Raw genomic sequence first — 18258 nt, 5'->3', positions numbered from 1 at the left:
GCCGGGCGGTGTCCGGAGCGACGCGAGCGCGCCGATGGTCCCGGCGCCCTTCATTCTCCCGGGGCCCTCGACGCCCCGCATCTGGAGACCCGGGCGCGGACCCTAGGGCGTGAACGTCAGGATCTTGTGGGGGATCACCCGGACGATGACCCGGATCTCGTCGTCCTTCTCGGCCGGCGGATCGACGCCCAGGTACTTGTGCGACAGCTCGTGCGGGAGACGCTTGCCCTCGTCCGGCAGGATCTCGGCGACGCCGCGGATCTCGGCCGAGGAGTAGGGGTTCGCGAGGTCATAGACCGAGATGCTGATCCGCGGGTCGCGTTCGAGGTTGCGGACCTTCTGGCGGCCGGCGGTGGCGGAGAACAGCACGGCGTCGCCGTCCCGCTTGATCCACACCACGGAGTTGTGCGGCGCGCCGCCGGGGCCGAGCGTGGCGACGCTGGCGAAGTTCTTGGCGTCGAGCAGAGCGCGGACGGATTCGCCTAGGGCGACGGGACGGGGGCTCACCTTGGGGTTCGGCGTCATGATCACACCCTATCTATATGCACGTGCATATAGATAGGGGTTTCGGGGAACTGGTCGGGGTCAGCCGCTCCACGCCGGATGGAGCGGGTCGTCGGCCCGCACCACCACGTCGGCCGTGGCGGCGGGGTCCGCCTCCTCCTCGTACCGCTCGAAGGCCGGAAGCGTCCACCGGTCCCCCTCCGGCGTGCGCCGCCGCAGGGCGCCCGCCGAGAGACGTACGTGCACCGTCAGGTCGAACGGGAACCAGTGGCCGAGCAGCAGCGGGCCGTGCAGCAACAGTACGCCGGTGGGGGGCAGTTCGACGTAGGCGCTGCGGGTCGCCCGGTCGGTCACCGGGTCCCAGAGGTCGGGCAGCACACGGCCGGTGCCGTCCGGATCCAGCGGCCCGAGCACCTCGCGCCACAGGGCGCCGGTGTCGAACCACCCGCTGTAGTACGCCTCCACGTCGTGCCGCCCGTACTCCAGCCGCACCGAGGCGGGCCGCAGGAACCCCTCCTCGGCGACCACGAGCGAGGTCCGGCCGCGCAGGCGCAGCGCGTCGCCCACCCGCCGCGCCAGTTCGCCGGTGCCGCTCGCGGGCGCCCCGTCCACGGCGACGCGGGGCCAGGGGCTCCCGTCGGCCGGTTTCAGGTCGAGCAGGCGGTCGGCGAGGGTATCGGCCAGGCGTTCCCAGGTGATCGGTTCGAGTCGCACGGACCCATGATGCCGTCAGGCCGCGGCGGCGCTTTTGGACGATCCGGGGCGGCCCGCGCAATTGACTTGTGGTGACACGGGGCGCCGTGCAGGATCGCTCGCGGCCCGCCGTCCCATGTAACGGCCCTATTCACCGCGGGAGTTGCCATGATCGACGGACCGTATTTCGTCCTCACCGTGCTCGGGGCGCTCGCCTGCGGGCTCGTCGCCGGGGTCTTCGCCGCGTTCTCGACCTTCGTGATGAAGGCGCTGGCCGCGCTGCCCCCGGCGCGGGGCATCGCCGCGATGAACGCGATCAACGTGACCGCCGTCGGGCCGGCGTTCATGGCCCTGTTCCTGGGGGCGACGGGGCTCTGCGCGGTGCTCGCCGTCGTGACGTTCGTGCTCTGGCCGCAGGACGGCACCGCCGAGCTGCTGCTCGGGTGCGCGCTGCATCTGTTCGGGTCGTTCGGCGTGACCGTCGTCGCGCATGTCCCGCGCAACGAGGCCCTCGCCGAGGTGGACCCCGACAGCGAGGCGGGCGCGGCGTACTGGCGTGCTTACGTCCGCGAGTGGACCGCCTGGAACCACGTCCGCGGCATCGCCTCCCTCGCGGCGTCGGCGTGCTTCCTGCTCGCCCTGACGTGAACCCGCCCCGCCTCAGACCTTGCGGCCCACCGCCCCGTATCCGGGCGTGGGGCCCTGGCCGGTGTCCGGTGCCCGCTCGCCCAGTTCCGGCTTCCACCGGTCGATGACCGTCACTCCGGGGTCCACCATCTCGTAGCCCTCGAAGAAGCGCTCCACCTCGGCGCGGGTGCGCAGGGCGAGCGTCATGCCGCGCGCCTTGTAGAGCTCCGCGGCCTGCCGCGCGGTGTCCGGGGTGAAGTCGCCCGTGCCGTGCGACAGCAGCAGGTGGCTGCCGGCGGGCAGGGCCCGCATCAGCCGTTCGACCAGGTCGTAGGCGCCGTCCTCGTCCGAGATGAAGTGCAGCAGCGCGACGAGCGACAGGGCGACGGGCCGGTCGAGGTCCAGGGTCCGCGAGGCCTCTTCGAGGATCTTCCCGGGCTCGCGGAAGTCCGCCTGGATGTACTCGGTGACGCCCTGCGGCGTGGAGCGGAGCAGCGCCTCGGCGTGGGCGAGGACGATGGGGTCGTTGTCGCAGTAGACGACGCGGGTCTCGGGGGCGATGCCCTGGGCGATCTGATGGAGATTCGGCTCGGTCGGTATGCCCGTGCCGATGTCGAGGAACTGCCGTACGCCCTGTCCTGCGAGCCAGCGCGTGGCGCGCTGCATGAACGCGCGGTTGGCCCGCGCCGTCGTCAGGACCCGCCCGTCCATGGCGACGAGCTGACGGCCCATCTCCTCGTCGACCGGGTAGTTGTCCTTGCCGCCCAGGAACCAGTCGTACATCCGTGCGGGGTGCGGCTTGCTGGTGTCGATGTACGACGGGTCCGTCATGCGTACTCCAGACGTCGGCGGCGGAGGGGTGGACGGGCGGGAGCGGGGGCAGGGGAGCGCGGGTCGGGAAGGCACGGGTCAGGAGAGCAGGAAGTCCGCCTCGCCCGCCTTCGCTCCCTGGATGAACGCGTTGATCTCCCCGTGCGTGTAGATGAGCGCGGGGCCGTCGGGGTCGGCGGACTGGCGCACCGCCACCCTGCCGTCGGCCAGCTTCATGGCCTCCAGGCAGTTGCCGCCGTTGCCGCCGCTCCACGGCTTGTGCCAGCCGTCGTTGCCGAGGTCGCGGGCGGGCATGCCGTTGTAGATGCGGGACTCCCCGCGCGACTCGGTGCGCGAGTCGTCGCGGGCTCCGGGGGATCGCGGACCGGCTGGGCGGCTTCCGGCTCGGTGTCGGTCCATGTCACAGCTCCTTGCGGACGTCCCGGAGGATGTCCTTCGTGCGTTGTGCCGTGGCGGCCTGCGCCGCCATGCGGTCCATGACCTCCAGGTGGGTTGCCACCTCTTTGCGCGCGTCCAGGTAGACGGCGCCGGTCAGGTACTCGCTGTAGACCATGTCGGGCAGCTCCGCCATGGCGAAGCGGAAGAGCACGAACGGTCCGTACGTTCCGGGGTGCGGGCCCGCCGCGAACGGCGCGACCTGCAAGGTCACATGGGGCATCTCGGTCGCTTCGAGCAGCCGGTCGAGCTGCTCGCGCATCACCTCGGGGCCGCCCACCGGCCTGCGCAGCGCGGTCTCGTCCATCACCACCCACAGCCGGGGCGCGTCCTCGCGGGTCAGCAGCGCCTGGCGCTCCATGCGCAGCGCCACGTACCGCTCGATGTCGGCGGGCCGGGTCTGGCCGATGGCGCCGGAGCGCATCACGCCGCGCGCGTACTCCTCGGTCTGGAGCAGGCCGGGCACGAAGTGCGGCTCGTAGGACCTGATGAGGCTGGCGGCGCCCTCCAGGCTGACGTACATGCTGAACCAGCCCGGCAGGATGTCGTGGAACCGCTGCCACCAGCCCGGCTTGTTGGCCTCCTCGGCGAGGGCCACGAAGGATTCGGCCTCGTCGTCGGGGACGCCGTAGGCCTTCAGGAGCAGCTGGAGGTACGGGATCTTCAGCGCGACCTCGGCCGTCTCCATGCGGCGCACGGTGGCGGGGGCGACGCGCAGGACCTTCGCCGCCTCCTCGCGTTTCAGGCCGGCGCTCTCGCGCAGGTCCTGCAGGCGACGACCGAGAACGACCTGGCCGACGGTCGGCGCGGACCGCGGTTCGCTCACGTCTCCTACCTCCACCCGACTCCGCTTGCCAACTCACACCCCGCCGAGAGTTGTTGTCAGCAGTGTGCCATGCGCCGTCTCGGAGGGACACGCCACTGTGCACTTTTCAGAGTGGGTCTTGCCAAGGTGTTCGGGGCGGGGCGATAGTGGAGAGCGTGACTCCGCCCGCGCCGTTAGGAACCGAAGCCGCCGAAGGCCGTCTTGGTGTTCTCACCGAGCATCCGCCTGTGAGCGTTGCCGAGGTCTGCGTCAGTTTCGCTCTCGTCCCACGACCCGGCTCCGTAGCTCAGGCCAGACGGCTGATGCTCACGCGGCTCGGCGAGTGGGCGGTGCGGGACGACGACGCCTGCGACGCGGCGGCACTCGTCCTCTCCGAACTGGTCACCAATGCCGTGGTGCACACCGCGAGCCGGCGGATCATCTGCGAGATATGCGCGGACACGGAGAAGCTGCGAATAGCCGTGCGTGACGAAGGCTGCGGTTCAGGGATGCCGCGCCCGGTGCACAGGGGGGCCGACGAGGAGCACGGGAGGGGATTGCTTCTCGTCGACGCGGTGAGCAGTGCGTGGGGCGTCCACGACGCGGGGCCCGGGATCGGGCGAACGGTGTGGGCGGAGTTGCGCCGGACGGCGGCACAGGTGTCGGTGTCCGCGTAGACCGCGGTGGTAGGGCGCCTACGACAACGCGTGCGCGCGGACCGAGCAACGGCGCGTACGACAACGCGTAGGTATGGACCGAGTAGCGGCGCGTGCGGGCACGTACGCGTGAACCTGGTAAGCGGCGCGCACGGCGTGTGCGCGTGGACCGAGTGACGGCGCGTACGACTCGTGCGCGCGGACCGAGTGACGGCGCGGCCGGACCAGCGGCGCCGGCGTGTGCGGGAACGCGTGCGCGGGGAAACGGGTGAGTCGAGCGTGGCAGTGATGCGGGCGGGGGGCATGTGAGCGCGGGTACGGTGCGGCCGTTGGATCTGAACACCTTGGTCCGTCTCTCCCGGCGGCGTAGGCACGCCGGGGATCTGCCACCGCCGCCCGTGCGGCTCGACCTGCCGGCGGGAATGACCGAACCGCTCGGCTGCGACGCGGTGGCCGTCCCCGCGTCCCTCGGCCCCCGCCTGATGTCCCGACTGCCCCGCGTGGGGTGCGTGTACGAGGACGGGCCGCGCTGGTGGTGGATCGTTCCCGCGGACTCCGACGTCGCCATGGAGTGGCCCGCGCCGGTCGCCTACTCCGCGGGCGCGGTCGTACGGGACGGCGGGCACCGGCCCCCCGTCCTGATCAACCGGCCGGAGGGCGACGTCCCCTACACCCCGCCGATCCCGCTGTACCTGGCGCTGTGCCGGGCGACGGGGACGACGCCGGGGTGGTCGCGGACGGGGGCCGTCCCGCCGCGCTGAACGGAAGCCGGCTCCGGCGCGCCCGGGGGGACGCGGGTCACGCCTGTGCCGCGCGGGCCTCCCCGGGCTCGCGCACGATCACCAGGAAGGCGTCCGAGGCGAGGTCCATCACGACCTCCGCCCGCTGCCCCTCCTGGCGGCGGGCGTGGGCGAAGTCCTCCGCGGGCCACGAGCCGCGGGGCCCGCCCGCGGGAAACCTCCGCAGCACCACGCGCCGGTTCACCCTGTCCGCGTTCACGTTCGTGTTCATGCCTGTCCCCCGTGCGGTTCGTCCGGTTCTGCTGTGGAGAACGCGCGTCGGGCCCCCAAGGGCTCGCGACGTAACCGAACCGACACCGAGTCGAGGCGTTTCCAGGGTTTTCCCGGGGTTCTCCCGGGCTTCTGCCCGGGCCGCGCCCCTCAGTCCTGCCGGGGGCCGGGGACCTCAGTCCTCGTACTCGTCGTGGTAGCGCACCCGGGCGCTGCCCGCCGGGGCGCCGAGCGCCGACGAGCGCCCCTTCGGCTCCTCCCACTCCTCCTGGCGGCCGAGCGCGGTGAGGTCCAGGAGGCTGGTCGTGGAGCCGATGCCGTCCAGGCCCCGGGCGAACGTCGCGTACGTGTGGTGGATCCGGTCGCCGTCGCGCAGGAAGCAGTTGATCGCGGGCACGTCGTACGGCTCCTCGTCGAAGGACGCCTGGAAGTCGTGGTTGAAGTCGCCGCCGTTGGTCGAATACCAGGGCACCGTCCAGCCCATGCGCGCCTTGAAGGTGAGCAGCGCGGTGTACGGCGCGCGGGAGACGGCGACGAAGTTCGTGCCCCGGGCCCGCAGATGCGAGAGGTGCCCGATCTGGTCGAGGAACGCCGAGCAGCTGCGGCAGCCCGCGTCCCACTCCGGGGCGAACATGAAGTGATAGACGATCAGCTGCTCGCGGCCGTCGAAGAGGTCGAGCAGGGTCGCCTTCCCGTCGGAGCCGTCGAAGTAGTACTCCTTGTCGACCTCCACCATCGGCAGTTCGCGGCGCGCGGCGTTGAGCGCGTCGCGCGCGCGGGTGACGGCCTTCTCCCTGGCCAGCAACCGCGCACGTGCGACGAGCCACTCCTCGCGTGTGACGACGTCCGGAAGTCCCATGGTGTGTCTCCTCCACCCTTCGGGCGCGTACTTCGGCGAAGGGTGGACCGGCGGGGTGCGCGGAACTCATCGCCCGGCGGCGGGAAACACGGGAAAAAGTTGCGGACTCCCTTGCGCCGCAGGTCAGCCGGGTGTCGTACGACCGACCTGTGCGGCCCGGTTCAGCCGCGCGGCAGGACCGTCGAGAGGACCCCCGGCAGCGGGTACCAGTCGGCCGACACGATGCTGGCGTGCCGGCGGGCGAGCAGGGCGACCCGCTCCTGGGCCTGTGCCTCGGTGGGGCGGGTCCCGTCGATGGCGGGGGCCACGTTGTGGGCGTCGGTCATGACGACGAGATAGCGCCGGTCGGCGTACCACCGCGTGTCGATGCCCCCGCCCGCGTACGCGGCGGCGTCCCCGTCGAACACCACGAACCACGGCCGGATCGACGCGTCCGCGTACCGCCCGCGCGGATCGCCCGCCTGCGCGCCCAGCACGGCGGGGAAGGCGGCGGCCCGGTCGAGGCGGCCCGCCGCGGCGAGGTCGCGCAGATGGGTGGCGTACTCGCGGTCGGTCCACAGGGTGTCGGCGGGATTGCCCTGCTCGACGGTGCCGGGGATCAGCTCGACCACGAACTTCCCGGCCAGCTCGGTGCGGCTCGGCCAGCCCTTGTCCCGCACGGCGTCGTCGAGGGTGGCGTGTCCGGCGGCGAGCCGGCCCGGCCGGTACACGGCGTCACCGAGCACGCTCGTCAGGAGCGCGTCGAGGTCGGCGGGGCCGCGCCCGTACCTGCCCTGGAAGCCGTCCTTCAGTTCGACCTTCACCAGGAGGGGCCGGTGGCCGGGGTGGGCGTCGTGCCAGGCCCGCATGTCCCGCAGGCAGCCGGCGAGGCTCTGGTTGCGGGACTTGGTGCGCAGTTCGCCGGGGCTCGCTGCGTTCTCGCAGTTGTTGTCGTTGCCGACCGGGTTGCTGTGCGAGACCCGCCAGCCACCGCCGAACACGTTGGTCCAGACGTCCAGTTCGAGCATCGCCGCGCCCGAGTCGAGGGCGTCGGCGAAGTAGGGGTACTTCGCCTTCTCGTACGCGTTGTGCAGGCCAACGCCGGTCGTGGCCGCGTACGCGGAGTCCGGCGCGGGGTCCTCGGCGCCGACCGCGGTGCCCGTGCCGCCCCCGAGGACGCTCCAGGCGGCGACGGCTCCCACCAGCAGCCCCACCACTTTGCCGCGCACCGCCACGCCCACCGCCCCCTCACGTACCGCTTCCGTCAAGTGAGGTGCACCGTAGGGGAGTCGGGTGACGTGTGGGAAGACGGCGTCTTACGGCTTTGGGCACCGCCCCGGGCCAAGCGGGACGCGGCTTCGCGCTCTCGCCCCGTCACTCGCCGGGCGGTGCTGGCGGGCCTCGCGGCGTAGCGCCTGGGGTCCGGCGGGCGAGTCCGCTACGGTGTGCGGCCGACAGAGGGCGCTCACCGGGGTGACGTCCTCGCCCGCCGCCGAAAGGGACCGCTTCATGGCCACAACCCGCCTCTCCCGCCTCACCCGTACCCGACTCGCCGTGGCCGGCGCCGTGACGGCGGCCCTGGCGGTCGGCGCGCCGGCGGCGTACGCCTCGCTGGACGGCGGGTCACGGCCGTCCTCCTCGGCGGCGGCCGCCACGTCGACGGTCGCGCGGGGCAAGCCCTTCACCGAGACCCGGCTGTTCTTCGGCACGGAGCGCCCCGACGGCGGGCCGGCGGTCACCGACAAGCAGTTCATGGCCTTCGTCGACAAGGAGGTCACGCCGGGCTTTCCCGACGGGCTGACCATCCAGGACGGGCGCGGGCAGTGGCGCGACTCCCACGGCAGGATCGAGCGCGAACGCTCGTACGAACTGATCCTGCTGTACCCGACGGGCGAGGCCCGCGAGCGGGACGCCTTGATCGAGGAGATCCGCGGCGATTACGAGAAGGCGTTCGCGCAGGACTCGGTCGCCCGACTCGACGAGCGAACCCGGGCGGACTTCTGAGCGGAGGCTTTGGGGCGGGGGCTTTGGGGCGGGGGCTTTGGGGCGGGGGCTTTGGGGCGGGGCGGGCTTTGGGGCGGGGTGGAATTCGCTGGCGGATTGCCGGCCGTCCCGCCAGGCTGGGCTGCCATGACGCACCAGATCCGCGCCCTGCACACCGACTCGACCCTCACCGTCTACCAGGCGTACGACCCCTCGATCGGCCTCCCCGCTGCCCGCACCGGCCGCTTCCCCGCCGCCTGGAAACGGGACCGCATGACGTGGATCAAGCCGTCCTTCCTCTGGATGATGTACCGCTGCGGCTGGGCCCTGAAGGAGGGTCAGCAGACGGTTCTGGCCGTCGAGATCACGCGTGAGGGCTTCGACTGGGCGCTGCGCCACGCGTGCCTCTCCCACTACGCGCCCGACGTGCACCCCGACCAGGCCGCCTGGAAACGCGCCCTGCGCGAGTCTCCCGCCCGCGTCCAGTGGGACCCGGAGCGCGACCTGCGCCTCGCCCCACTCCCCCACCGCTCCCTGCAGCTGGGCCTGGCGGGCGAGGCGGCCCGCCGCTACGCGGACGAGTGGACGGTGTCGATCACGGACGTCACCGACCGCGCCCACGCGATCCACGCCCTCGTACGCGACGGCGACCTCACCGCGGCCGCGCGGCTCCTCCCCCTCGAACGCCCCTATCCGACGCCCGGCGACCTCCTGGCGCACCTGGCCGCCTGAGACGCCCTCAGCTCCCGAGCACCGCCGTGAGCGCCCCCACCACGTCCATGTCCGCCTCTCCCTCGGGCCACCAGTCGTCCGCGCCCGGGTCGCTGCGGTAGGGGTACCAGCGGCCGTCGTGGCCGTAGCGGAGCTGGAGGGAGGCGTCCTGGTTCGTCAGGGTGTTGTGGTGGATCGTCATCCGGGGGAGGTCCGCCTCGGCCAGGGCGCCCCGGGCGCGGTCGAAGGGGCCCGCCGGGGGGTCCCAGGGGGTTTCCAGGACCGCCAGGCCCTCCTCACCGCCCTGGCGCCAGGCCGCCGCCGCCCGGGAGAGGTCGGCCGGGGTGCTGCCCACCGAGCGGGCCAGTGCGGCGAATTGGCGGCTGAAGGTGCGGCGGCCCGTGAGACCGGGGTGGGAGGCCGCGAGGCGGACCGCGTCGCGCCAGGGGGAGGCGGCCGTGAAGGGGTCCGTGCCGGAGGTGAGGAAGGCGTGGGCCCGGGCCGCCGCGTCCGTGATCAGGAACTCCAGCGACGCCGCGTCCGGCGCGCCGGGGAGGGAGGGCAGCACCGGAGGCTCGCCCGGGTGCGGCGGGGGCGGCAGCGGGGGCGGGGGCGCCGGGCGGTACTCCGCGGCCAGCGCGTCCCGGGCCGGGATGCCGGGCAGGGGTGCGAGGAGGCCTGCCTCCCCGGCCCCGGAGGCGGCGGGCGTGGAGTCGGCCGACGGGGAGGTGACGGAGCGGGACGCGGTGGATCCGGGGGCGGTGGGCCCTGGGCCGGTGGACCCGGGGGCGGTGGACCCCGGGGCAGTGGGCCCGGGCGCGGTGGACCTGAGTGCGGTGGACCCGGGCGGGGTGGACCCGGGGGCGGGTGAGGCGGGGGCGGGTGACGCGGGGGCGGTGGCCCCCGAAGCAGTGGACCCGAGGGCAGTGGATCCGGGGGCGATTGCCCCGGGCGCAGTGGATCCGGGCGCAGTGGATCCGGGCGCGGTGGATCCGGGGGCGGTGGACCCGGGGGCGGTGGACCCGCGGGCAGCAGACCCCGAGGCAGTGGACCCGGGCACGGTGGACCCGCGGGCGGTGGATCCGCGGGCAGCGGACCTCGAGGCGGTGGACCCCGAGGCGGTGGACCCCGAGGCGGTGGGCCCGGAGTCGGGGGTGGTGAAGGCTGGGGTGGCGGGGGTCGGCTGTTGTTCCGCCGCCGCCATGCGCGCGTTGCGGCGGGACAGCTCGTCCAGGAGGTCCTGCTCCTCGCCGCCGCGCAGCAGCATCAGGACGAAGGGGTCGGCGTCCAGGAGGCGGGCCGTCTGGTAGGCGAGGGCGGCGGCGTGCTTGCAGGGGTGCCCCCGGTCCGGGCAGGTGCAGGACGGGGCCAGCTCGCGGGCGCCCGGCAGGAGCGGGACGTCCGCGCGGTCCGCCGCCTCGGCCAGCGCGTGCGGCATGTCCTTGTCGAGCAGCGCCGCGATGTGCGCGGGGTCCGTGGCCACCGCGTCCAGGAAGCGGTCCCAGTGGGCGGGAAGCATCGTCCGCAGGCGGATCTCGGCGCGGTAGGGGCGGGGGCGGCTGCCGTGGACGTACGCCACGATGCGGCCCGGCGCGACGGTGATCTTGTCGACCGCTCCCTGGCGGGCGTACGCACGGCCGCGGACCAGACGGGCCAGGTCCAGGGCGCTCTCCTCCAGCGCGTCGATCCACGCGTTCCCCCACCACGACGTGGCGAAGGGCGCGTGGGGGTCGGGGTGCGCGGGCAGGGCGGGGAAGACGCGGCCGCTGCCCATGCGGCTCGTCTCGCTCATCCCGCTCGCCCGGCCGAGGCCGCCGCCCCGGGGAACACGTCCGTTCACGTCGTCCTCCGCAGGGCCACCAGGTCGGACAGTTCCGCGTCGGACAGCTCGGTGAGCGCGGATTCGCCGCCCTCGCCGAGCACCGCGTCCGCCAACGCCTTCTTCGCCGCGAGGAGTTCGGCGACGCGGTCCTCGACCGTGCCCTCCGTGATCAGGCGGTGCACCTGGACCGGTCGGGTCTGCCCGATGCGGTACGCGCGGTCGGTGGCCTGTTCCTCGACGGCCGGGTTCCACCAGCGGTCGTAGTGGATGACGTGTCCCGCGCGGGTGAGGTTGAGGCCGGTGCCGGCCGCCTTCAGCGACAGGAGGAAGACGGGGACCTCGCCCGACTGGAAGCGGTCCACCATCTCCTCGCGGCGCGCGACCGGCGTACCGCCGTGCAGGAGTTGGTTCGCGATGCCCCGGGACGTCAGGTGCCTCTCCAGGAGGCGGGCCATCTCCACGTACTGCGTGAAGACCAGGACGGCGCCGGCGCTCTCCGACTCCGTGAGGATCGTGTCGAGGAGCTCGTCGAGCAGCTCCAGCTTGCCGGAGCGGGGTCGCCCCGACCGCGTGGTGAGCGCGCCGTCCTTCAGATACTGCGCCGGGTGGTTGCAGATCTGCTTCAGCGCCATCAACAGCTTCATCACCAGGCCCCGGCGGGCCATGCCGTCGGAGGCCTCGATGCGGGCCAGCGTCTCGCGCACCACCGCTTCGTAGAGCGAGGTCTGTTCGCGGGTGAGGGTGACCGGGTGGTCGGTCTCGGTCTTCGGGGGCAGTTCCGGGGCGATCCCGGGGTCCGACTTCTTGCGGCGCAGGAGGAAGGGGCGGACCAGGCGGGACAGGCGGGCCAGCGCCTCGTCGTTCTCCGCCCGCTCGCCGCCCTCCACCAGGCGCGCGTGCCGGGCGCGGAACGCCTTCAGGGGGCCGAGGAGCCCGGGGGTCGTCCAGTCGAGCAGGGCCCACAGCTCGGAGAGGTTGTTCTCCACGGGGGTGCCGGTGAGCGCGACGCGGGCCGGGGAGGGGATGGTGCGCAGCGCCTTCGCCGTCGCCGCGTGGGGGTTCTTGACGTGCTGCGCCTCGTCGGCGACGACCAGGCCCCAGGGCCGGGCGGCCAGCTCGGGCGCGCTCGTGCGCATGGTGGCGTACGTGGTGAGCACGAAGCCGCCGGTCAGTCCGGCGAGGCTGCGGCCGGGGCCGTGGAAGCGGCGCACCGGCACGCCCGGCGCGAAGCGTTCGATCTCGCGCTGCCAGTTGCCGAGCAGCGACGCGGGGCAGACCACGAGCGTCGGGGCGGGGTGCGCCCGGTGGAGGTGGAGGGCGATCAGCGTGATCGTCTTGCCGAGGCCCATGTCGTCGGCGAGGCAGCCGCCGAGGCCGAGCGAGGTCATGCGGTCCAGCCAGGCCAGGCCCCGCAGCTGGTAGTCGCGCAGGGTCGCGTGCAGGCCGGGCGGCTGGTCGAGGGCGTCGAGGTCGTCCGTCACCCGCTCGCGCAGCCGCGCCAGGGCGCCGATGGGCACGGCGGGCACCTGTTCGCCGTCGACCTCCGCCGTGCCGGTGAGGGCGACGGACAGGGCGTCCACCGGGTCGAGCAGGCCGAGGTCGCGCTTGCGTGCCTTGCGTACGAGTTCGGGGTCGACCAGGACCCACTGGTCGCGCAGGCGGACGACCGGGCGGTGCGCCTCCGCCAGCAGGTCGAGCTCCGCCTCGGTCAGCGGCTCGGCCGGCTGGTCGCCGAACGCCAGCTGCCAGCGGAACTGGAGCAGTTGCTCCGTCTTGAAGAAGTCGAAGTTGTCGGCGGCGGTGCCGGGCGCGGGGCGGACGACCGCCGTCGCGGTGAGGCCGCGGGTCAGCTCCCTCGGCCAGTGCACGGCCACCCCCGCCGCGCCGAGCCGGCCGGCCGCGGCGCCCAGCAGGTCGTACAGCTCCTCCTCGCTCAGCGGCAGCACGTCGGGGCGCGGCCGCTCCAGGAGGCGGGCGAGCGGCGGCCACACGCGGGCGGCGCGGCGCAGGGCGAGCAGGGTGTCGACCCTGGCCCGCGGGCCGAAGTGGCCGGCGGCGTCCGCCCAGAGTCCGGGCACGTCGGTCACCAGTGAGGGGTCGGCGAGGCTGTGCACCTGGACGACGGCGGCCGCGGGGCTGGCCACCGCCGCGCGCGGCACGCCTTGGCGGGCGTCGCCTCCCTCGCCCCCGGGCGACCCTTGCGCACCGGAGCGGCCTCTTCCGGCCCCTTGGATCCCTTGGGCCTCTTGGACCTCTTGAGCCTCGGCGCCCGGCAACGCCTCCGCGTCGGGGCTCGGCTCGTCATCCCCCCGGTCGAACACCTCGTGCGCCCGCAGGTCCAGCCGCAAGGACACCCGGACCCCGGCGTCCATGCCGGCCGCGACCTCCGCCGCCCATTCCCGGGCGCCCGACAGTCGCTGCGGCTCGCGCGCCGCGAAGGGTGCGCCGACCGCGTACGCGGCGGCGGGCGTGCGGGGCAGTGCGTCCACCACCGCGTCCACGAAGGCCCTGACCAGGGCGAACGGCTCCGGCAGCAGCAGCGGGCCGGCGCCCGGCAACGGCACGGCGTGCCCCTCGGCGGGCAGGGCCGCGGCGATGGCACGCAGGTGCGTCACATCGGCCTCGTCCAGCGGGCCCGCCCGCCACGCGTCGAGGTCGCCCGCGGTGAGGCCGGGCAGCAGTCGGCCGCGCGCGGCCAGGTGCAACGCGTGCCGGGCGGCCGCGGCCCAGCAGGCGGCGGCCGGGTGCGGGTGAGCGGCACGCAACAGAAGGGGTACGGCCTCCCCCACCGGCAGGAACAACGCGGACACGGTCCGGGAACGGGCACCTTTGCCATGCCGCCGAGCCACAACAAGCTCACCCCGCGCGGCACCAGACGCCCCCGCCCCAAGCCCGCCGTCCCCCTCACCGCCCCCCGGCAGCTCTCCCCCGTCCGGCCTCCAGAACGCGACTCGGCCCTCCCTCGGTGCTTCCGCCGGGAGGAAGACCGCCGCGCAGGTGCGCACGAGGGAGGCCTGTTCCGGTGCCATCGCCGTCGAACCCCGCACCGTCTCCGCCGTCATCGCCGCCACCTCCCTCAGCCCCTGCTCACGCCACCGATCCCTCTGCTTTCGCCACCCTAGGCGAGACCACTGACAACCCGGCCGGACGTCCCTCGGGCCACCCGTCCGGCGCAACCCGACGCCCCTGGAAAGTCGCTCAAGCACTCCCTCCCCGCACTGGAAGGAAAGTTTCCTAACAATTGCTGTCCACCTTATTGACGCGCACATGTCCGATCGCCAGGATTCCCCGAGACGGCCCGGCACCCCCACGCCAACCGAGGAGACGGACATGTCGTCCACCCCCCGCGTCACCCCCACCCACACGCCCAACTCCCGCTCGCACAAAGCACGTTGGGGCATCCCCGTCGCCATGGGAGCCTCGCTCGCCCTCGTCGGCGGCGTGCTGCTCTGGTCCCCGGCCGGGCAGGCCGAGGCCGACGCCGCCACGGCCGCCTCCCCCGCCGCCGGGCCCCGCGCCGGCTTCACCGCGGTCGCCGCCGGTGACATCGCCGAGCAGTGCACCGCGAGCAGCAGCAGCTGCAAGCACCCCAAGACGGCGGCCCTGGTCAAGCAGATCAACCCGTCCTTCGTGATGACCATGGGCGACAACCAGTACGACGACGCGCGCCTGAAGGACTACAAGAACTACTACGACAAGACCTGGGGCGCCTTCAAGAGCAGGACCCGCCCCGTCCCGGGCAACCACGAGACGTACGACCCGGCCGGCCCGCTCAAGGGCTACAAGTCCTACTTCGGGTCCATCGCCTACCCCGACGGCAAGAGCTACTACAGCTTCGACCAGGACAACTGGCACTTCATCGCCCTCGACTCCAACAGCTTCGACGACGAGGACCAGATCGACTGGCTCAAGGACGACCTCGCCGCCAACTCCAGGAAGTGCGTGGCCGCGTACTGGCACCACCCGCTCTTCTCCTCCGGCGAGCACGGCAACGACCCCGTGGGCCGCCCGGTGTGGAAGCTGCTGCAGCAGCACAAGGCCGAGCTGGTGCTCAACGGCCACGACCACCACTACGAGCGGTTCGCGCCGCAGAACGCGGACGGCAAGGCGGACCCGAACGGCATCGTGGAGCTGCTCGGCGGCATGGGCGGCGCCCACCCGTACGACATCGAGGAGGTGCAGCCCAACAGCCAGAAGCGGATCACCAAGACCTTCGGTGTCGTCAAGCTGAACTTCACCGACACCGGGTTCTCCTGGAACCTCGTCGCCGCGGACGGCTCGACGAAGGACACCAGCCCTTCGTACGCCTGCCGCTGAGAAGACGAGCGCCATGTACCTGGCCACCACCGACGCGGTCGCCAAGGCCTCGGAGAAGTCCGGGGCCCGGCGCGGCCGCGTCGCCGGACCCGTCCTCGCGCTCGGCGCGGTCAGCCTGGTCACGGACATCTCCTCCGAGATGGTCACCGCCGTCCTGCCGCTCTACTTCGTCCTCCAGCTCGGCCTCTCCCCACTGCAGTTCGGCTTCCTCGACGGCCTCTACAACGGCGTGACCGCGCTCGTGCGCCTGGCCGGCGGGTACGCCGCCGACCGGGGCGGACGCCACAAGCTCGTCGCCGGGAGCGGCTACGCACTCTCCGCGCTCTCCCGGCTCGGCCTGCTCCTCGCGGGCGGCGCCACCGCCGGCATCGGCGCGGCGCTCGCCGCCGACCGGATCGGCAAGGGCGTGCGGACCGCGCCGCGCGACGCGCTCATCTCGCTGAGCAGCCCGCCCGACGCGCTCGGCCGCGCCTTCGGCGTGCACCGGGCGATGGACACCACGGGCGCGCTGCTCGGGCCGCTGGCCGCGTTCGCGCTGCTGTGGGCGACCGCGGACGCGTACGACGCCGTGTTCGTCGTCAGCTTCTGCTTCGGGCTGCTGGGGGTGCTGACGCTGGTCGCGTTCGTGCCCGGCCACCGGGAATTTGCGCCTGGCCACCGGGAATTCGCGCCCGGCCACCGGAAGTTCGTGCCGGGGCAACGGAAGCAGGCGGCCTCGGGGCCGGTGAACCCCCGAAAAGGGGCCGGCCCGGCTCCGCCGCGCGCCAAGGTGGTCGACCTGCTCCGCGTCCCCGCCTTCCGGCGCGTCCTGTTCGCCGCCTCGCTGCTCGGCGCGGCCACCATCGGCGACGCGTTCCTCTATCTGCTCCTCCAGCGGCGGCTCGACTTCGCCGTGTCGTGGTTCCCGCTGCTCCCGCTGGGCGCCGCCGCGGTCTATCTGCTGCTCGCCGTACCGGCGGGGCGGCTCGCCGACCGCGTCGGGCGCCGCGTGCCCTTCCTCACCGGGCACGTGGCGCTCCTCGGCGGGTACGTCCTGCTGCTCGCGCCCACCGACGGGCGGCTGCTCCTCGTCGGCGTACTGCTCCTCCTCGGCGTCTTCTACGCCGCCACCGACGGCGTCCTCATGGCCCTGGCGGCACCGTTCGTGCCGGGTGAGCGCCGGGCCTGCGGGATGGCCGTGCTCCAGACCGGGCAGGCCCTCGCCCGGCTGGCGGCCGCCGCCGGATTCGGCGCGGCCTGGACGCTGTGGGGCGTCGGGCCGGCGCTGACCTGCGCGGTCGTCGCCCTGGCGGTGGCGCTCGCGGGGGCGGCCGTGCTGCTCCCTCGTACGGAAAGGCCCTCATGACCGTGTCCGCTCCCCTCACCCGGCGCTCGCCGCGCTCCCGGATCGTCGCGGTCGCCGTGGTCGCCGCCGTCCTCATGGGCGTCGCCGTGGCGTACACCCTGCACGCGGCGCAGCGCGCCCGGTCCGCCGACACCATGTCGGCGTTCGGCCTGGATGCGGGGCAGCTCTACTTCCGGAGCACCGAGGCGGGCGCGGGCCGCGTCGCCCGGCGCCCCGTGTCCGGCGCGGCGGCCCGCAAGGGCGCCCGCACCACCGGTGGCCCGTCCTGCGAACGGTTCTACGCCGCCGCCCGCACCGGCCTGTGCCTGCAGCGCCGCTCCGGGATACCGCCCAAGGCGTACGCGGTCGTCCTCGACGCACGGCTGCGCGAGAAGCGCCGCATCGCGCTGACCGGCATCCCCAACCGGGCCCGCGTCTCCGCGTCGGGCCGGATGCTGTCCTGGACGATGTTCGCCACCGGCGACTCCTACGCGGGCTCCTCCTTTTCCACCCGCACCTCGATCCTGGACACCCGCACCGGCTACCTCGTCAAGAACATGGAGGAGATCCCCCTGACCCTGCGCGGCCGCCGCTACCACGCCCCCGACGTCAACTACTGGGGCGTGACCTTCGCCGAGGACGACAACCGCTTCTACGCGACCGTCTCGACCAAGGGCCGCACCTACCTCGTGCGGGGCGACATGCGGAAGTGGGCGGCCACCGCGCTGCGCGAGAACGTCGAGTGCCCCTCCCTCTCCCCCGACAACACCCGCCTCGCCTTCAAGAAGCGCGTACGGAAGGGGACTTCGGACCCGTGGCGGCTGTACGTCCTCGATCTCCGCACGCTGCGCGAACACCCGGTCGCCGAGCGGCGGAGCGTCGATGACCAGGCCGCCTGGCTGGACGACGACACCCTCGCGTACGCGCTGCCGGGCGAGGGGGGACGGAAGTCGGACATCTGGTCGGCGCCGGCCGACGGCTCGGGGAAGGCCGCGCTGCTGGTGCCGGGCGGGAGCTCACCGGCGGCGATGCGCTGAGCCGGCGTGGCGCCGGTGGGGTGGACGTCCCCGGGGGCGCGGGCAACCGGTGCGCTGGGCGCCCCTCGGGGGCGCGGGCAAAAGGGGATGCGGCGCGCCCCCGGGCTCGCACATGATCGCTCCATGACCACCCCGATCGACCTGCGCCCGGCCACCGCCTCCGACGCCGCCGCCGTCACCGACGTCTACCTGCGCTCCTACGACGCGGCGCTGCCGACCGTGCGGCGGGCGCACTCCGACGCCGAGGTGCGGCAGTTCTTCGAGTACGTCGTCGTGCCGCGCGGCGGCACCTGGCTCGCCCGGTCGGCGGGCGAGGCCGTCGGCATGATGGTCCTCGACGGGGACGAGCTGAGCCAGCTCTACCTCGCCCCCGAGTGGCGGGGGCAGGGCATCGGCGACCGGTTCGTGGAACTGGCCAAGGACCGCAGCCCCGAGGGGCTCTGGCTGTGGACGTTCGAGATCAACGCCCCGGCCCGGCGGTTCTACGCCCGCCATGGCTTCACCGAGGAGGAACGCACGGACGGCTCGGGCAACGAAGAGCACGAGCCGGACATCCGCTGCGTCTGGCACCCCTAGTACTGCAACGGTGTTTGTGCTGATTGCTGGGCAGTTTCAGGGACTGTGTCCGCGCCGTTTGTAGTGACTGATGCGGGCTTGTTTCTGGC

General features: G+C 73.4%; 19 protein-coding genes. 9 read left to right on the top strand and 10 right to left on the bottom strand.

The genetic code is table 11. The annotated features are described in order from the left end of the window. Positions 1-102: 102 nt before the first annotated feature. Both ABZ385_RS30485 and ABZ385_RS30480 read right to left on the bottom strand, forming a co-directional pair. Positions 103-525: a PPOX class F420-dependent oxidoreductase gene (locus ABZ385_RS30485; RefSeq protein WP_358586371.1), complete on the bottom strand. Its 423-nt coding sequence runs from the start codon at positions 523-525 to the stop codon at positions 103-105. A gap of 60 nt (positions 526-585) precedes the next feature. Further along, positions 586-1218, bottom strand: a complete 633-nt coding sequence (locus ABZ385_RS30480) for a uridine kinase (RefSeq protein WP_358913934.1) — start codon at positions 1216-1218, stop codon at positions 586-588. A 147-nt stretch (positions 1219-1365) separates the two neighbouring features. Here ABZ385_RS30480 and ABZ385_RS30475 point away from each other — a divergent pair, with 147 nt between their 5' ends. Continuing rightward, positions 1366-1845 carry an anthrone oxygenase family protein gene (locus ABZ385_RS30475; RefSeq protein WP_358586368.1) on the top strand — a complete coding sequence of 160 codons (480 nt, stop codon included), beginning with the start codon at positions 1366-1368 and terminating at the stop codon, positions 1843-1845. A gap of 12 nt (positions 1846-1857) precedes the next feature. On the opposite strand, the gene ABZ385_RS30470 is transcribed toward ABZ385_RS30475, so the two are convergent. The 3 genes from ABZ385_RS30470 to ABZ385_RS30460 form a co-directional block, all read right to left on the bottom strand. Further along, the gene (locus ABZ385_RS30470) at positions 1858-2655 is read right to left on the bottom strand and encodes an SAM-dependent methyltransferase (RefSeq protein WP_358698219.1); all 798 of its coding nucleotides are present in this window, start codon (positions 2653-2655) and stop codon (positions 1858-1860) included. A gap of 78 nt (positions 2656-2733) precedes the next feature. After that, positions 2734-3054, bottom strand: coding sequence for a DUF397 domain-containing protein (locus tag ABZ385_RS30465; RefSeq protein WP_358586364.1), 321 nt, complete (start codon positions 3052-3054; stop codon positions 2734-2736). A gap of 1 nt (position 3055) precedes the next feature. Beyond that, on the bottom strand, positions 3056-3916 hold the full coding sequence (locus tag ABZ385_RS30460) for a helix-turn-helix transcriptional regulator (protein ID WP_358586362.1): 861 nt from the start codon (positions 3914-3916) through the stop codon (positions 3056-3058). A 227-nt stretch (positions 3917-4143) separates the two neighbouring features. Between ABZ385_RS30460 and ABZ385_RS30455 the strand changes: the two genes are divergently transcribed. Next, complete coding sequence (locus tag ABZ385_RS30455) at positions 4144-4572, top strand: ATP-binding protein (RefSeq protein ID WP_358586360.1); 429 nt, start codon at positions 4144-4146, stop codon at positions 4570-4572. A gap of 299 nt (positions 4573-4871) precedes the next feature. Next, positions 4872-5312, top strand: a complete 441-nt coding sequence (locus tag ABZ385_RS30450; RefSeq protein ID WP_358586381.1) for a hypothetical protein — start codon at positions 4872-4874, stop codon at positions 5310-5312. Between the two features lie 37 nt (positions 5313-5349). Here ABZ385_RS30450 and ABZ385_RS30445 read toward each other — a convergent pair whose 3' ends face one another. From ABZ385_RS30445 to ABZ385_RS30435, 3 genes are all read right to left on the bottom strand, one after another. Then, on the bottom strand, positions 5350-5562 hold the full coding sequence (locus tag ABZ385_RS30445; protein WP_358913933.1) for a hypothetical protein: 213 nt from the start codon (positions 5560-5562) through the stop codon (positions 5350-5352). Positions 5563-5736: 174 nt separating this feature from the next. Then, positions 5737-6420 carry a DUF899 domain-containing protein gene (locus tag ABZ385_RS30440; protein ID WP_358913932.1) on the bottom strand — a complete coding sequence of 228 codons (684 nt, stop codon included), beginning with the start codon at positions 6418-6420 and terminating at the stop codon, positions 5737-5739. 161 nt (positions 6421-6581) lie between these two features. Continuing rightward, positions 6582-7667: a phosphatidylinositol-specific phospholipase C domain-containing protein gene (locus ABZ385_RS30435; protein WP_358913931.1), complete on the bottom strand. Its 1086-nt coding sequence runs from the start codon at positions 7665-7667 to the stop codon at positions 6582-6584. A 241-nt stretch (positions 7668-7908) separates the two neighbouring features. Here ABZ385_RS30435 and ABZ385_RS30430 point away from each other — a divergent pair, with 241 nt between their 5' ends. Together ABZ385_RS30430 and ABZ385_RS30425 are read left to right on the top strand one after the other, a co-directional pair. Continuing rightward, positions 7909-8403 carry a DUF3574 domain-containing protein gene (locus ABZ385_RS30430; RefSeq protein WP_358913930.1) on the top strand — a complete coding sequence of 165 codons (495 nt, stop codon included), beginning with the start codon at positions 7909-7911 and terminating at the stop codon, positions 8401-8403. 126 nt (positions 8404-8529) lie between these two features. Next, on the top strand, positions 8530-9114 hold the full coding sequence (locus ABZ385_RS30425; protein WP_358913929.1) for a DUF4291 domain-containing protein: 585 nt from the start codon (positions 8530-8532) through the stop codon (positions 9112-9114). A gap of 7 nt (positions 9115-9121) precedes the next feature. Here ABZ385_RS30425 and ABZ385_RS30420 read toward each other — a convergent pair whose 3' ends face one another. Both ABZ385_RS30420 and ABZ385_RS30415 read right to left on the bottom strand, forming a co-directional pair. After that, positions 9122-10933 carry an SWIM zinc finger family protein gene (locus ABZ385_RS30420; protein WP_358913928.1) on the bottom strand — a complete coding sequence of 604 codons (1812 nt, stop codon included), beginning with the start codon at positions 10931-10933 and terminating at the stop codon, positions 9122-9124. After that, positions 10930-13944 carry a DEAD/DEAH box helicase gene (locus ABZ385_RS30415; protein WP_358913945.1) on the bottom strand — a complete coding sequence of 1005 codons (3015 nt, stop codon included), beginning with the start codon at positions 13942-13944 and terminating at the stop codon, positions 10930-10932. Before ABZ385_RS30415 ends, ABZ385_RS30420 begins: the two co-directional genes overlap by 4 nt. A gap of 301 nt (positions 13945-14245) precedes the next feature. Between ABZ385_RS30415 and ABZ385_RS30410 the strand changes: the two genes are divergently transcribed. The 4 genes from ABZ385_RS30410 to ABZ385_RS30395 all read left to right on the top strand — a co-directional run bounded on the left by ABZ385_RS30410 (position 14246) and on the right by ABZ385_RS30395 (position 18169). Then, positions 14246-15232, top strand: a complete 987-nt coding sequence (locus ABZ385_RS30410; RefSeq protein WP_358913927.1) for a metallophosphoesterase — start codon at positions 14246-14248, stop codon at positions 15230-15232. A gap of 13 nt (positions 15233-15245) precedes the next feature. Further along, positions 15246-16577, top strand: a complete 1332-nt coding sequence (locus ABZ385_RS30405) for an MFS transporter (protein ID WP_358913926.1) — start codon at positions 15246-15248, stop codon at positions 16575-16577. Further along, positions 16574-17593 (top strand): hypothetical protein, encoded by a 1020-nt coding sequence (locus ABZ385_RS30400; protein ID WP_358913925.1) that lies wholly within the window; start codon positions 16574-16576, stop codon positions 17591-17593. Before ABZ385_RS30405 ends, ABZ385_RS30400 begins: the two co-directional genes overlap by 4 nt. Positions 17594-17716: 123 nt before the next feature. Next, a complete protein-coding gene (locus tag ABZ385_RS30395; protein ID WP_358586343.1) occupies positions 17717-18169 on the top strand; it encodes a GNAT family N-acetyltransferase in 453 nt (150 codons plus the stop codon). Positions 18170-18258: the final 89 nt, after the last annotated feature.

The organism is Streptomyces sp. NPDC005898, assembly GCF_040629635.1.
GTDB lineage: Bacteria > Actinomycetota > Actinomycetes > Streptomycetales > Streptomycetaceae > Streptomyces.
The sequence above is the reverse complement of the archived record's forward strand: the minus strand, read 5'-3'. Positions and strand labels throughout refer to the sequence as shown.

What these genes read in the sequence shown, in the direction of transcription:
- ABZ385_RS30430 (WP_358913930.1), top strand. Translation starts at nt 7,909, where the DNA reads ATGGCCACAACCCGCCTCTCCCGCCTCACCCGTACCCGACTCGCCGTG.
- ABZ385_RS30470 (WP_358698219.1), bottom strand. Translation starts at nt 2,655, where the DNA reads ATGACGGACCCGTCGTACATCGACACCAGCAAGCCGCACCCCGCACGG.
- ABZ385_RS30425 (WP_358913929.1), top strand. Translation starts at nt 8,530, where the DNA reads ATGACGCACCAGATCCGCGCCCTGCACACCGACTCGACCCTCACCGTC.
- ABZ385_RS30410 (WP_358913927.1), top strand. Translation starts at nt 14,246, where the DNA reads ATGTCGTCCACCCCCCGCGTCACCCCCACCCACACGCCCAACTCCCGC.
- ABZ385_RS30445 (WP_358913933.1), bottom strand. Translation starts at nt 5,562, where the DNA reads ATGAACACGAACGTGAACGCGGACAGGGTGAACCGGCGCGTGGTGCTG.
- ABZ385_RS30395 (WP_358586343.1), top strand. Translation starts at nt 17,717, where the DNA reads ATGACCACCCCGATCGACCTGCGCCCGGCCACCGCCTCCGACGCCGCC.
- ABZ385_RS30465 (WP_358586364.1), bottom strand. Translation starts at nt 3,054, where the DNA reads ATGGACCGACACCGAGCCGGAAGCCGCCCAGCCGGTCCGCGATCCCCC.
- ABZ385_RS30405 (WP_358913926.1), top strand. Translation starts at nt 15,246, where the DNA reads ATGTACCTGGCCACCACCGACGCGGTCGCCAAGGCCTCGGAGAAGTCC.
- ABZ385_RS30440 (WP_358913932.1), bottom strand. Translation starts at nt 6,420, where the DNA reads ATGGGACTTCCGGACGTCGTCACACGCGAGGAGTGGCTCGTCGCACGT.
- ABZ385_RS30415 (WP_358913945.1), bottom strand. Translation starts at nt 13,944, where the DNA reads ATGGCACCGGAACAGGCCTCCCTCGTGCGCACCTGCGCGGCGGTCTTC.
- ABZ385_RS30475 (WP_358586368.1), top strand. Translation starts at nt 1,366, where the DNA reads ATGATCGACGGACCGTATTTCGTCCTCACCGTGCTCGGGGCGCTCGCC.
- ABZ385_RS30485 (WP_358586371.1), bottom strand. Translation starts at nt 525, where the DNA reads ATGACGCCGAACCCCAAGGTGAGCCCCCGTCCCGTCGCCCTAGGCGAA.
- ABZ385_RS30400 (WP_358913925.1), top strand. Translation starts at nt 16,574, where the DNA reads ATGACCGTGTCCGCTCCCCTCACCCGGCGCTCGCCGCGCTCCCGGATC.